This is a genomic window from Nocardia sp. NPDC050378 (genome assembly GCF_040655675.1).
In the GTDB taxonomy this organism is placed as follows: Bacteria; Actinomycetota; Actinomycetes; order Mycobacteriales; family Mycobacteriaceae; genus Nocardia; species Nocardia coubleae.
This window is the reverse complement of sequence record NZ_JBFAKI010000002.1, coordinates 50,373-64,109: the sequence shown is the minus strand read 5'-3', so window position 1 is coordinate 64,109 and position 13,737 is coordinate 50,373. Positions and strand designations below refer to the sequence as shown.

Here is a 13,737-nt window from a genome sequence, read left to right as displayed (position 1 = left end):
GTGGCCGATCCGGATATACGGCACGCCAGGATCATCATCGTCGGAAGCGGGCTGTCGGGCGTCGGCGCGGCGGTCCGGTTGAGTCAGCAGGGGCACACCGATTTCCTCGTGCTCGAACGTGGACCCGATGTCGGTGGCACGTGGCGGGTGAACACCTACCCGGGTGCCGGGTGCGACGTGCCCTCGCAGTTGTATTCGTACTCGTTCGCGCTGAACCCGAATTGGACGAGGTCGTTCTCCCCACAGGCCGAGATCGAACGCTACATCCGGGACGTGTCGGAGCGTTTCGGGGTGCGTGACAAGCACATCTTCGATTGCGAGATGACGGCGGCGCGCTGGAACGACACCGATGGCCGATGGGAGATCCACACCAGCCGTGGGCGATTCACCGCCGATGTGGTCGTGTCGGCGGCCGGGGTGCTCGCGGAGCCGAATCTTCCCGATATCAAGGGGATGTCGAGCTTCGAGGGGGAGATCTTCCATTCGGCGCGGTGGAATCACGAGTCGACCCTCGCGGGCAAGCGGGTGGCGGTGATCGGTACGGGATCGTCCGCGGTGCAGATCATTCCGTCGATCGCACCGGAGGTGGCCAGCCTCGATGTGTATCAGCGCACCGCCACCTGGGTGATGCCGCATCTGGGCCGTCGCTATACGGCGGTCGAGCGGTTCGCGTTCCGGCGGATTCCCGGCTTCCAGCGGCTGGTCCGGGCGATGATCTACCTGCTGCGCGAGATCTTCGTCGTCTTCCAGGCCAAGTATCCGCGGGCGGCGGTGCTGCTGGAGCTGGTCGGCCGGGTCAAGATGTTCCTCGAGATCCGTGATCCGCGGGTGCGCCGGAAGGTGGTGCCGACGCATCGTCTCGGCTGTAAACGGATGCTGGTGTCCAACCGTTTCTATCCGGCGCTCGACCGCGACAATGTGGATCTGGTGACGGATTCGATCGCGGAGGTGCGGGCGAATTCGATCGTCACCGAAGACGGCACCGAACGCGAAGTCGACGCGATTGTGTTGTGCACGGGATTCCAGGTATCGGATTCCCCGACGTACAACCTGTATGTCGGCCGCGACGGGCGCACCCTGTCGGAAATCGGTGAGGCGGAAGGGTATCGCAACTACAAGGGCACGACGGTCGCGAACTTTCCCAACCTGTTCTTCATGCTCGGCGCCAATTCCGGGCTGAATTACACCTCGCTGATCTACATCATGGAATCCCAGTTCCGGTACCTGATCTCGGCATTGGAAACCATGGAGCGGCAAGGCCTGCGCACCGTCGAAGTCCGCAAGGACGCCGAAGAAGAATACAACCGGGGAATCCAGCGCAAGATGGCGAAAACGGTGTGGGCTACCGGTGGGTGCCGCAGCTGGTTCCTCGACAGCACGGGCAACAACGCGGTGCTGTGGCCGGACTTCAGTTTCCGTTACCGCAGGCAGATGCGCACTTTCGATCTCGAGGCGTATCAGACGACCGCCGGCTGAACCCGTCGATCCCGGAGCTGCTGTGCGGCTCCGGGATCGACGGTATTGCTGCGGGACTTGCTCAGATGAGCGCCCCGAGGAGCTTCAAGATACCGTCGATCAGATCTCCGATTGCGGCAGAGAACATTGATTTTCTCCTTCGATATGGGGGATCGCCTCGCGAAAAAGAGCACCCCGATACGCCGACCACGTCGGTGTCATCGGGGTTGTGCAGCTCAACGAATCAGCGAGATGATCGCTGGATATCCGGATGCACACCTGGCTCGGTGTGGGAGTGCGCTATCACCGTAGCAATGGAGTTTGGCTCCGACAAGCAACGGGTAGACGTGTCAGCACGGATTTTTTTCCGGCCCGCTGCCGCATTTACCGCCCGGTGTCAGGACGAGCTCAGCGACGACATTCCCGGCGGGCGCGTCGAGGCGCGCAGTGGATTCGCGGTCGGGAAGGTGATCGACGGCAGCGTCACCCACATACGCACCCGGGTGCCCTTTTCGTCGTGGGTGAATTCGAGGTCCTCGGTGAGGACCCGCATCATCTCCACGCCCCGGCCGCGATAGCCGGGGTCGGTGGGGGTCGGCACCCAGCGGCCGGTGTCGGTGACTTCGATGACCACCCGGTCACCCTCGCAGGTGGCGGTGAGGACGACACGGCCGGGTTCGGTGTCGCGGTAGGCGTGTTCGACGCTGTTGCTGCAGGCCTCGTTGGCGGCGGCGACGAGGTCGGCGGCCAGGTCGTGCGGCACGGCGGCCGTGGCGAACCAGCGGTAGAGCGTGCGACGAAGACCGGTCAATTCGACTGCGGCGGCGGGAATGTCGACATACAGCGGTTCCGGTGGCTGACGGTAGACGACCATCGCCACGTCGTCGTCGTAGCCCGCGGGCGGACACAGCCGCGACAGCACGGCGTCGGCCACATCGCGGGGCAGTGCGCCGCCGGTTTCGCTGAGGACGTCCGCGATCTTCACGAAGCCCTCCTCGATGTCGTAGCCGCGCTGTTCCACCAGCCCGTCGGTGAACAGCACCAGCGAGGAGCCCGCGGGCAACGCGGTGGTCGCCTCGGGGCGGCGCGGAGTGTCGAAGGTGGCCAGTGGCACCGCCCGCCCGCCTTCCAGGATCCGGCCCGGCCCACCGGGAGCCGCCAGGATCGGCGGCATGTGGCCGGCGTTGGAGTAGCGAACCACGCCGCGCTCGGGGTCGAGCACCGCGGCGCACACTGTGGTGCACATCGCGCCCGGAATCCGCGCGGCGACCGCGTCGAGTTCGGCGAGCAGCTGGGCGGGTCCGGCGCCGCGCAGCAGCAGCGCCCGTGCGGCAGTGCGCAATTGGCCCATCACCACCGCCGCGGACAGGCCTCGGCCGACGCAGTCGCCGACGACCACACCGATGGTGCCGTCGCGCAGCGGGACCACGTCGTACCAGTCGCCACCGATCTCGAGCGGCGGCAGGGCGGGTTCGTAGTGCACCGAGAATCGCGGTGGAAGTTCGATGGGGCCGAGCATGGCACGCTGCAGGGTGAGCGAGGTGGCGCGCGCCTGATCGAAGTTGCGCGCACGCTGCAACGCGACACTGAGGTGACCGACCAGCAGCGAATACAGCGCCCAATCGGCGGCACTCACCGCGCGTGGGGCGCCGAAGCGCACCCACAGCGCCGCGTCGCCGGTCTCACCGAGCGGCGCGACGACGGCGTCCACGCCGCCCTCGTCGCCGGTGATGGCCGACAGGCCGCGCGCGGACTGCCTGCGCGCCCGGTCGAGCAGTTCGTTGGTCTGCTCGTCGAGCACCACCGGAGCTTCACCGCGCGAGCTCGGCTGCTGCACCGGCGTGGCGACGAATCTGCTGTTGGCGGAGACGAATTCGGGTTCCGGCGGGGCCTGTGCCGCGGTGGGGGACTCGCCGCAGGAGTAGAGGTCGGGTCGACCGGTGCGGCTCGGCCACACCGCGACCAATGCCGTGCGTGCGCCCATTGTCCGCCGCAATTCGTCGAGCCCGACGGCGAGGACCTCCACCATGCTGGTGGCCGCGCCGACCGCGGTCGCCAGCCGCGAGGCCGCCTGATCGCGGGCCTGCGCGTCGTGCTCGGCGGTGACGTCGCGCACGGTGCCGACGAAGATCCGCTCGTTGTTCTCCTGCTTCACCAGTGAACTCGCGCTCACCGCCAGCCAGCGTTCGCGGCCGTCGCGATGCCGCACCGGCATCACGAAACGGGAGGCCTCGGTGCCGATCTGGGGATAACCCTCGCGATCGTGGAGGGCCCACGGATGCGGCAGCGCGAACGGCACCTCCTCGGGCCCGTACCCGGTGAGCACACCGAACGCCGAGTTCACCTCGACGATCGTCCCGTGCTCGTCGGCGACGAAGAACCCGTCCTGCAGCGATTCGACCAGCGCGGTGCGGAACGCGTCGCGGCCCGCGAGATCCTCGGCGCGCGAGCGCTGTTGCTCGTAGCGCTTGGTGCCGTCGAGGTAGCCGCGGGTGGCGATGTCGAGCGCGGCCATCGTCTGCAGCAGGAATTCCAGCGCCACCTCCGCCCCGCGCGAATACGCCTCGCTGCCCGCGAGTTCGGCGACGGTGCGGAAGTGGTGCTCGGTGAGATCGAGCAGACTGATGCCCTCGACGAGGGCGCGCCTGCCGAGGTCGTAGCCTTCGCTCAGGCCTGTCTGGCCCGGTGCGGCGACATGGCGGCGCAGGGCAGCCGAATAGTCGTCGAGGAACGCGGCCAGGACAGCACTCATCGGCACCCTCTCATGATCCTGCTCCCCGGAATCGGGCCGCCAGGACCAGCGCATCGTCGGTGTCCTTGGCGTCGCGGGCGAGCAGGTCGCCCGCGATGGCGGCCGCGGGCCTGGCCAGGTCGATCTTGTCGGCGTCGGCGGTGACGAGACCGTCGGTGGCCATCAGCAGCAGGTCGCCCTGTTTGATCGGCAGGGTCTGCGGCTGTAGATGCGCGGGCAGCCGGTAACCGACGATGCCACCGGTGAGCAGCATGGTCGCCCGCAGCTCCGGGCCCGCCGGACCGAGGGTGAGCAGCCGTGACTCCACATTGCCCACGCCGATCCATTGCAGGGTGTCGCCCGGCCCGATCAGCGCCAACGACATTGCGGCGCCGCGGGTTTCGGCCATCGCCCGATGACACAGCACCATCAGGACATCCAGCGGTTCGCCGCGGTTGTCCGACAGTACGAGGGTCGCGCGATCGGCCGCGTCCGCGGCCGCGGCGCCGTGGCCGAGGCCGTCGAGCACGCCGAAGAGCACGCCGCCGTCGCCGGTGTCGAGGACGACGCCGCGGTCACCGGAGACGTCCTGGCCGGGTAGTGCCCGGCCGGCCGTCGACCATTCCGTGCGGCCGGTGATCCCGTCTTCATGCACCGTCGGGTACCCACTTCCACATTTCGATCAACGTCCCTCGGCCGGGGGCGGAATCGATGGTGATGCCGTCCATCAGCCTGCGTGCGCCCGGCAGGCCGAGACCGAGGCCGCGACCGGTGGAGTACCCGTCCTCGAGCGCGCGCGGAATGTCACGGATGCCAGGACCCTGGTCCTCGGCTTGGACCACGAGGCTCTGGCGGCCGTCGCGAATGTCGACGAGCAGGCGGATCTCGCCACTGCCCGCGTAACTGGTGATGTTGCGGGCGATTTCGGAGATGGCGGTGGAGATCATGGTGCGGTCGGTGAGGGTGAAGCCGAGGTGAGCCGCCAGCTCGTGCCCGGCCTGGCGTGCGGTCACGATGTCCTCGGACACCTTGACTGCGATGGCGACCTGCTCAGCGGCCACTGTCACGACCATCTCGTCGGCTGCGCGGGTGACGGTTCAGCCAGGCGAGACCTTCTTCGAGGTCGAGGGCCGTCTGCATGTCCTCGAAGGTGAGCCCGAGCTGCACCATCGCGAACGCGACCTCGGGCTGTAAACCGACGATCACCGTTTCCGCGCCGCGCAGCTGGGTCATGTGGGCGATGGTGCGCAGCGAACGGGCGGCGAAGGAATCCATCACGTCGATGGCCGTGACGTCGACGATGATGCCGGTCGCGCGATAACGGCTGACCTGCGTCATGAGATCGTCCTGCAGCCGCTCGGTGTCGGCGTCGGTCAGCGCCGACTGGACCGAGGCGATCAGGAATGTGCCCTGTTTCAGGATGGGTACCGGCATGGCGGACTGCTAGCGCCCGTCCCGCTCGCTCAGCCGCTCGGTGACCCGGGTGACCTCGTAGCCGAGCAGTCGCTCGGCCTCTTCGATACCACCCTGCAGGTCGCCGACCGCGTTCATCTTGGACAGGTCGAGGCCGATGGTCACCAGGGTGAGCGCGATCTCGGAGGACAGACCGGTGATAATGACGCTGGCGCCCATCAGGCCCGAGGCGTCGACGGTCTGCACGAGGTGGTTGGCGACCACGGAGTCGATGGCGGGCACACCGGTGATGTCGATGACGACTACCTTGGCGCGATTGGCCCGGATGGCGCGCAGCAACTGCTCGGTGAGCTGACGGGCGCGCTGGGAGTCGAGCACACCGATGATGGGCAGGATGAGCAGCTGCTCGCGCACCTGCAGCACCGGGGTGGACAGCTCGCGGATGGCTTCCTGCTGGCGGCTGATGACGCGCTCGCGCTCCTGCACGAACGACACGCCGACGGTGTTGGCGATGCGGTTGGCGGCGGGCTCGTAGGCGTCGAGCACCTGGTTGAGCATCTCGAAGTTGGACTGGTACTTCGAGAACAGCGAGCGCGCGAGCACGTCGCGCAGCAGCAGCACGATGCCGAGGACCTCGTCGGTCTCGACGCCTCGGGGAATGATGCGCTCGGACAGGTCGCGAGCGTAGGCCTGCAGGGCCTCGACGCTACCGGTGACCAGCACCTCGACGTAGTTGTCGTACATGGAGGTGGCCTCGGAGAAGATCTCCTCCGGGGTCATCGCGGTGAGCAGTTCGGCCTCGGTGATGCGCCGCGCCCATTCCTCACGCAGGCCGGTGCGGTTCTGCCGGAGGTGCTCGACCAACTGGGGGAGCAGGTTGTTGTCCACCGGGCGCGCCGGTGGCGCATCCGCGGAAAGACTCGTTGACACCTCGGACATGGAAGCTCCTGCCCCTTTCGACGTTTTCACCAGGTGCGCACCGCACACGTTCACCGAAGCCTACTCATACCCCATACATGGTGCTGTCCAAACCTGCCGGTAACCAGCTATTCGGGGGTGAAGCCGCGGGCCAGCGCCGCCAGCGCCCGATCCAGGTACACGGTGAGATCGGCGTCACCGCGTTCGAGCCAGGCGTCGAAGGCCGCGCGGGCGGCGGCCAGGGTGGTGCGACCGACGGCCAGGGGGATCAGGTCGTCGGCGCGGGTGCCGAGCCTGCGCGCGGCGAATTCGCCGACCGCGCGTTCCCAGGCGTCGTAGTGCGCGCCCGCGCCCGCCGACAGCGCGGGGATTCCCGAGATCAGCCGCATCCTGGTGCGTAGTTCGGGGATGTCCTCGGCGCGATATCTGTTGGCGGCCACCACGATGCGCCGCACCGCCGTCATCATCGGCTCGTCGTCGGCGACGGCGGCGAAGGCCGCGCGCAGGTCGGCCACCTCGTCGTCGAACTGGTGCCACAGCACCTCGCCCTTGCTCGGGAAGTAGCGGAAGAAGGTGCGTTCGCTGACGCCCGCCTCGGCCGCGATCTGCCCGACGGTCACCTCCTCGAAGCCGTGCTCGGTGAACAGGCGCATCGCGATGAGTTCCAGGGCGCGGCGGGTGGTGCGCGGTGGGCGGCCGCGCTGGGTCGGGGCTGACATGGATACAGCGTAGGGAGTGGGCCGCCGAGTGGGCCCAGGTCTTGATTATGTCAGTGACTGACGTTAATGTTCGGTCATGTTCGTGGCCCAGCTCACATCGCCGGAGGTCGACGCCTGTCGCGCGTCGATCCTGCTGGTGCCGCTGGGCGCCGTCGAACAGCACGGACCGCACCTGCCGCTGTCGACCGATCTCGACATCGCCTCGGCGTTGTGCGCGCGCGCCGCCACCGCCCGCGACGACGTGCTCGTCGCGCCCGCCGTGCCCTACGGCGCCAGCGGCGAGCACGCCGGATTCGCCGGCACGCTGTCGATCGGGCAGGCCGCGCTGGAGCTGCTCGTGGTGGAGCTGTGTCGCTCGGCCACCGCGACTTTCGAGCGGATCGCGCTGGTCAACGCCCACGGCGGCAATGTCGAGGCGTTGCGCCGGGCCGTCGCTCTGCTGCGCTCGGAATCGCGCGACGTGCGCCTGTTCTGCCCCGGCTACGGCGGCGACGCGCACGCGGGCCACACCGAAACCTCCCTCCAGCTCGCCCTCGCACCCGACCGGGTGCGCCTCGAGCTGGCCGAACCGGGGGACACCCGCCCGCTCGCCGAGGTGCTGCCACTGCTGCGCACGGCTGGGGTGGCGGCGGTGAGCCACAACGGAATTCTCGGCGACCCGACCGGGGCGAATGCCGCCGCGGGCGCCGAACTGCTGAGCGCGGCGACCGCCGCGCTCCTGCACGACCTCGGCCATTGGTGGCCGGGTGACAACGAGGAAGGACCACGTCGATGAACCCCTGGTTCGAGACCGTCGCCGAGGCGCAGCGTCGCGCCCGCAAGCGGCTGCCGAAATCGGTGTACGGCGCGCTGATCGCCGGCTCCGAACGGGGCCAGACCATCGAGGACAACCAGACCGCGTTCACCGAACTCGGTTTCGCGCCACACTGCGCGGGCCCCATCGGGGACCGGGACCAGTCGACAACCGTCCTGGGGCAACAGGTTTCGATGCCGGTGCTGATCTCGCCGACCGGCGTTCAGGCGGTGCACCCCGACGGTGAGGTCGCCGTGGCACGGGCCGCGGCCGCACGCGGCATCGCCATGGGCCTCAGCTCGTTCGCGAGCAAACCGGTCGAAGAGGTGATCGCGGCCAACCCCGCCACCTTCTTCCAGCTCTACTGGTGCGGCAGCAAGGACCAGATCCTGGAACGGATGGAACGCGCGAAGACCGCCGGTGCGGTCGGGCTGATCCTCACCCTCGACTGGTCCTTCTCGCACGGTCGCGACTGGGGCAGCCCGCAGATCCCCGAATCGCTGAACCTGCGCACCATGACGAAATTCGCACCGCAGACCCTGGCCCGTCCGCGCTGGCTGGCCACCTACCTGCGCTCGGGTTCCATCCCCGATCTCACCGCACCCAACATGTCCGTCGGGGGCGGCGCCGCGCCCGGCTTCTTCGGCGCCTACGGCGAGTGGATGCAGACACCCGCCCCCGACTGGGACGACGTGGCCTGGATCTGCGCGCAGTGGGACGGTCCGGTGCTGCTGAAGGGCGTGATGCGAGTAGACGACGCGCTGCGCGCGGTCGACGCGGGCGTCGCCGGCATCTCGGTGTCCAACCACGGCGGCAACAACCTCGACGGCACCCCAGCCGCCATCCGCGCCCTGCCGGTGCTGGCCGACGCCGTGGGCGACCAGATCGAGGTCCTGCTCGACGGTGGTATCCGGCGCGGTAGCGATGTCGTCAAGGCCGTCGCCCTCGGCGCCCGCGCGGTCCTCATCGGCCGCGCCTACCTGTGGGGTCTGGCCGCCAACGGCCAGGCCGGTGTGGAGAACGTCCTCGACATCCTGCGCGGCGGCATCGACTCCGCCCTGCTCGGCCTGCGCAAGACCTCGGTCACCGACCTGACCCGCGACGACATCGTGGTCCCGGACGGTTTCGAACGCGCGCTCGGCCTCCCCGACCCGGTCCGCACCGCGAACGTCGCCGAGAAAGTGCTGCGGTAAGCGGTATTTCGCGAAGGGCGGGACGGGTTGTCCGGGCGGGGACCGGTCGCTATGGTCGAGCGTTGGCCTGTCGGTCGCCGGAGGGGGAATCATGGACGTTCGGGTAATGCGGTCGCGCAGTGTGACTTTCACCCTGCCCGCCTTGGTCGCGGTGGCGCTGGTGTCGGCCGGGTGCGGTGCGCCGGGTTCGGCCCAGCGCCCGACGACCACCACCCGCCCGCCGGTGACCACCCCGCGTACCACCACCTCGGTGCCCGCCACCACCGCGTCGGCGCGTCCCACCACCAGTACCACCGCCCGCCCGGCGTCGGTGGGGGTCTGTGTGGAGACGGCGACGAACAAGCGGGTGGCCGACGACCGGTGCGACACATCCGACGCGAGCTACAAACGGTTCTGGTACAAGCACACCGACACGCTGGTGTACCCGGCGGTCGGTGCCACGATCGCCCTGGCGGCGGGCAGTTTCCTGCGGCCGAGCACCGGCGACGTCTACGACCGTGGGGCACCGGTCGCGGGCGGAACGGTGCTGCGCGGCGGGCTCGGGCAGCGCCCCGACTCGAGCGGTGGCGGCGGAAGTTCGGGGTCCTGACTCACGCCATGTCCGCGGCCGGTGTCGCCTCCTTCGCCGCGACGCGAGTGCCGAGTTCCCTTGCCGCGCTGCGGTGGTGGTCGATCAGCACGTCGTAGATCTCGGCGAGTGCCGCCAGTTGCGAGCGGTCGAGCACATCGATCATGTGCCGTCGCACGCTGCGCACATGGGCGGGAGCCGCGGTCGTGAGCAACTGACCGCCCGCGCTCGTCAGCCGCGCGACGGTGCGGCGCTGATCGTGCGGCATCGTCTCGCGCACCACCAGCCCACGCTTCTGCATGCGGGTGATCTGGTGTGAGAGTCGGCTCTGCGACCACTCGAGCGCACTCGCCAGGTCGGCGAAGGTCAAACGCTGGCCCGGTGCGTCCGCCAGGTACACCAGCACGGAGTATTCGACATAACTGAGATTGGCCGCCCGGCCGGCGTCACGCCCGATCGCCGCGGCGATCAGGTCGCGGGTACGGACATAGCCCAGCCAGGCGCGCATTTCGACATCATCGAGCCACTGTGGATCGGTCACGATCGAGCTCCAGATTCGCCGGTGCAAGCTTCGGATTGAACGGCGCACGCCCACCACCGCCCGGGAGAATGGGTAGCACCGTTTGTGTTGAACGTGCAACCTCGACCATGCTTCATGTTGAGTAAGGGTTGCCTAATCCGCAGGCCGGCGGCCGGTGGCGGATAGGCTCTGCGATGCTCTGCCCACCTGCCTGAAGGAGTGCGATCCGTGACCGCGCCGGAGTTCCGCTATTCCGATCTGCTGCCGATCGGCGCGGACGACACGCCGTACCGCCTGCTGACCACCGAAGGGGTCAGCACCTTCGAGCACAACGGCCGCACCTTCCTGCAGGTAGAGCCCGAAGCCCTGCGCCTGCTCACCGAGACGGCGATCCACGACATCAGCCACTACCTGCGCCCCGCGCACCTGCGGCAGCTGCGCAAGATCATCGACGACCCGGAGTCCTCGGGTAACGACCGCTTCGTGGCGCTCGACCTGCTCAAGAACCTCAACATCTCCGCTGGCGGCGTGCTGCCGATGTGTCAGGACACCGGCACCGCGATCGTGATGGGCAAGAAGAGCGAGGGTGTGCTCACCGGCGCCGACGACGCCGAGTGGATCAGCCGCGGCGTGTTCGACGCCTACTCCCGGCTCAACCTGCGCTACTCCCAGCTGGCGCCGATCACCATGTGGGAGGAGAAGAACACCGGTTCCAACCTGCCCGCCCAGATCGAGCTGTACTCCACCGAGGGCGACGCCGACAACCCGGTCTACAAGTTCCTGTTCATGGCCAAGGGTGGCGGTTCGGCCAACAAGTCGTTCCTGTACCAGGAGACCAAGGCCGTCCTGAACCCCGAGCGCATGCTCGAGTTCCTCGACGAGAAGATCCGCTCCCTGGGCACCGCGGCCTGCCCGCCGTACCACCTGGCCGTGGTGATCGGTGGCACCAGCGCCGAATTCGCCTTGAAGACAGCGAAATACGCCTCCGCGCACTACCTGGACAACCTGCCGACCGAGGGTTCGATCACCGGTCACGCCTTCCGCGATCTCGAGCTCGAGGAAGAGGTCTTCCAGCTCACCCGTGAGTTCGGCATCGGCGCCCAGTTCGGTGGCAAGTACTTCTGCCACGACGTGCGCGTGGTGCGCCTGCCCCGCCACGGCGCCTCCTGCCCGGTCGCCATCGCCGTGTCGTGCTCGGCCGACCGACAGGCACTTGCCAAGATCACCAAGGACGGCATCTTCCTCGAGCAGCTGGAAACCGAACCGGCGCAGTACCTTCCGGAGCAGACCGAGGACATCCTCGGCGGCGACGTGGTGCAGATCGATCTGAACCGCCCGATGGACGAGATCCGCGCCGAACTGTCGAAATACCCGGTGAAGACCCGGCTTTCGCTCACCGGCCCGCTGGTCGTCGCGCGCGATATCGCGCACGCCAAGATCAAGGAACGCCTCGACGCGGGCGAGCCGATGCCGCAGTACCTGCGCGATATGGCCGTCTACTACGCGGGCCCGGCCAAGACCCCCGAGGGCTACGCCTCCGGTTCCTTCGGTCCGACCACCGCCGGTCGCATGGATTCCTACGTCGACCAGTTCCAGGCGGCGGGTGGTTCGATGATCATGCTGGCCAAGGGCAACCGGTCCGCGCAGGTCACCAAGGCGTGCAAGGAACACGGCGGCTTCTACCTCGGTTCCATCGGCGGCCCGGCCGCGCGTCTTGCCCTGGACTGCATCAAGAACGTCGAGGTGCTCGAGTACCCCGAGCTCGGCATGGAGGCGGTCTGGAAGATCGATGTCGAGGACTTCCCGGCCTTCATCGTCGTCGACGACAAGGGCAACGACTTCTTCGCCGAGACGTCCAAGCCGATCGCCCTGCGCGTGCGCACCCGCTCCAAGGAACGCGTGTAGCGACCAGCTCCCGAGGACCCCGGTGGCTGCGTCTTCGTGGGCGCCGGGGTCTTCTGGTCGTGCGTCCAGCCGTCGCGGTGTAACGTGACCGGCGACATACGGTGAACGGGGTGGCTATGCCCGCTGGAATTCCTGGGGGCCGGGTGGCGCGCGGCGCCAAGCTCGGACAGTTCGCCGCGGGCCAAGCGGTGCGCGGGGTCGGCAGACGACTGTCGATGATCGGTCGCACCGAGGAGGCCAGGCAGGTGCTGGCCGAGCGCTCGGCGATGACGACCGCGCAGCAGATCGTCACGGTCCTCGGCAGCATGAAGGGGTCGGCGATGAAGCTGGGGCAGATGGCCTCGGTGCTCGACCTCGACTTCGTTCCCGAATCGCATCGCGAACATTTCCGGGCCCAGTTGGCCGCACTGCAGGACAAGGCGCCCGCCGTCGCGTTCCCGACGATGCGTGCGGTGATCGAGGAGGATCTCGGACCGCTCGGCGGCGTCTTCGCCGACTTCGACGAGACCGCCATCGCGGCCGCGTCGATCGGTCAGGTGCACCGGGCCACCCTGCGCGACGGGCGCGTGGTCGCGGTGAAGGTGAAGTACCCCGGGGTGGAACGCGCCGTCCACGCCGATATCGGCAACCTCGAATTCCTCAGCAAGATGGGCAGATCCGTGCTGCCGAGCATGGCCGACACCGGTGTGCTCGAGGAGATCGCCGACAACCTGCGCAGCGAACTGGACTACGAACGCGAGGCCCGCACCCAGCACCGGGTGGCGCGGCGGTATCGCGGTCACCCGTTCATCACCGTGCCCGACGCGATCGTCGAACACTGCTCGCACAATGTGCTCGTCACCGAATACGTGGATTCCCAACCCTTTTCGCACATGCGAACGCTGCCCGACGCCGACCGCGACCACCTGGGCGAACTGATCTACCGGTTCTACATCTCCAGCCTGTTCGTCGACAACGAGTTCTGCGGCGACCCGCATCCGGGCAATATGCTGCTGGCCGCCGACGGGAAGCTCGCCTTCGTCGACTTCGGCCTGTACAAGCGGATGGATCCGGCGCATGTCGATTTCGAGCGCGACGTGCTGCGTGCGGCCGCCGAGGGGCGCGGTGAGGACCTGTACACCGCGTGGGTCGACCGGGGGATCATCGACCCGAGCGCCGGGGTGTCGGTCGAGGAGAGCCTGGCCTACGTGTGGGCCGCCACGGGCTGGCACCTGCTGGACGAGGACGTCACCATCACCCCCGAACTGGCCACCGGCGCATTGCTGCTCGCGGTCGACCCGCGTTCGTCGCAATTCCACGGCATGCACCGGCAGCTGCTGCCGCCGGAGCACGTGTTCTCCCGCCGGGCCGACCTGTTCACCTTCGCCACCCTCGGCCAGTTGCGGGCCACCGCGAACTGGCACCTGCTGGCCCGCGAATGGCTCTACCGCGAGCCACCCGTCACCGAGGTCGGCCGCGAGATCGACCGGTGGCGCCGGTCCGGGTGAGCCGAACCGCGCCGAACCGGGGTCGATAGGATTCC

At 68.2% G+C, this 13,737-nt stretch carries 13 protein-coding genes; 6 read left to right on the top strand and 7 right to left on the bottom strand.

All coding sequences use genetic code 11. From position 1 onward, the window contains the following. On the top strand, positions 1-1,476 hold the full coding sequence (locus AB0I35_RS04225; protein WP_357394265.1) for an NAD(P)/FAD-dependent oxidoreductase: 1,476 nt from the start codon (positions 1-3) through the stop codon (positions 1,474-1,476). Positions 1,477-1,852: 376 nt separating this feature from the next. On the opposite strand, the gene AB0I35_RS04220 is transcribed toward AB0I35_RS04225, so the two are convergent. The 6 genes from AB0I35_RS04220 to mftR form a co-directional block, all read right to left on the bottom strand. After that, positions 1,853-4,207, bottom strand: coding sequence for a SpoIIE family protein phosphatase (locus AB0I35_RS04220; protein ID WP_357394263.1), 2,355 nt, complete (start codon positions 4,205-4,207; stop codon positions 1,853-1,855). Positions 4,208-4,217: 10 nt separating this feature from the next. Further along, positions 4,218-4,841, bottom strand: a complete 624-nt coding sequence (locus AB0I35_RS04215; RefSeq protein ID WP_067492038.1) for a SpoIIE family protein phosphatase — start codon at positions 4,839-4,841, stop codon at positions 4,218-4,220. Continuing rightward, positions 4,834-5,259: an ATP-binding protein gene (locus AB0I35_RS04210; RefSeq protein ID WP_067492040.1), complete on the bottom strand. Its 426-nt coding sequence runs from the start codon at positions 5,257-5,259 to the stop codon at positions 4,834-4,836. Before AB0I35_RS04210 ends, AB0I35_RS04215 begins: the two co-directional genes overlap by 8 nt. Further along, complete coding sequence (locus tag AB0I35_RS04205) at positions 5,237-5,620, bottom strand: STAS domain-containing protein (RefSeq protein WP_067492042.1); 384 nt, start codon at positions 5,618-5,620, stop codon at positions 5,237-5,239. Before AB0I35_RS04205 ends, AB0I35_RS04210 begins: the two co-directional genes overlap by 23 nt. A 9-nt stretch (positions 5,621-5,629) precedes the next feature. Then, positions 5,630-6,538, bottom strand: a complete 909-nt coding sequence (locus AB0I35_RS04200) for an STAS domain-containing protein (protein WP_067492043.1) — start codon at positions 6,536-6,538, stop codon at positions 5,630-5,632. Positions 6,539-6,645: 107 nt separating this feature from the next. Further along, entirely contained in the window at positions 6,646-7,236 is a 591-nt protein-coding gene (gene mftR, locus AB0I35_RS04195) for a mycofactocin system transcriptional regulator (protein ID WP_357394261.1), read from the bottom strand. A gap of 76 nt (positions 7,237-7,312) precedes the next feature. Here mftR and mftE point away from each other — a divergent pair, with 76 nt between their 5' ends. The 3 genes from mftE to AB0I35_RS04180 all read left to right on the top strand — a co-directional run bounded on the left by mftE (position 7,313) and on the right by AB0I35_RS04180 (position 9,811). Beyond that, the gene (mftE, locus tag AB0I35_RS04190; RefSeq protein ID WP_357394259.1) at positions 7,313-8,011 is read left to right on the top strand and encodes a mycofactocin biosynthesis peptidyl-dipeptidase MftE; all 699 of its coding nucleotides are present in this window, start codon (positions 7,313-7,315) and stop codon (positions 8,009-8,011) included. Beyond that, positions 8,008-9,222, top strand: a complete 1,215-nt coding sequence (gene mftD / locus AB0I35_RS04185) for a pre-mycofactocin synthase MftD (RefSeq protein ID WP_357394258.1) — start codon at positions 8,008-8,010, stop codon at positions 9,220-9,222. Before mftE ends, mftD begins: the two co-directional genes overlap by 4 nt. Before the next feature lie 91 nt (positions 9,223-9,313). Further along, entirely contained in the window at positions 9,314-9,811 is a 498-nt protein-coding gene (locus tag AB0I35_RS04180; protein ID WP_357394257.1) for a hypothetical protein, read from the top strand. 1 nt (position 9,812) lies between these two features. Here AB0I35_RS04180 and AB0I35_RS04175 read toward each other — a convergent pair whose 3' ends face one another. After that, positions 9,813-10,331 carry a MarR family winged helix-turn-helix transcriptional regulator gene (locus tag AB0I35_RS04175; RefSeq protein WP_357394255.1) on the bottom strand — a complete coding sequence of 173 codons (519 nt, stop codon included), beginning with the start codon at positions 10,329-10,331 and terminating at the stop codon, positions 9,813-9,815. A gap of 207 nt (positions 10,332-10,538) precedes the next feature. Here AB0I35_RS04175 and AB0I35_RS04170 point away from each other — a divergent pair, with 207 nt between their 5' ends. Beyond that, on the top strand, positions 10,539-12,215 hold the full coding sequence (locus tag AB0I35_RS04170; protein WP_174550282.1) for a fumarate hydratase: 1,677 nt from the start codon (positions 10,539-10,541) through the stop codon (positions 12,213-12,215). 116 nt (positions 12,216-12,331) lie between these two features. Continuing rightward, entirely contained in the window at positions 12,332-13,702 is a 1,371-nt protein-coding gene (locus AB0I35_RS04165; protein ID WP_357394977.1) for an AarF/ABC1/UbiB kinase family protein, read from the top strand. The last annotated feature ends 35 nt before the right edge of the window (positions 13,703-13,737 follow it).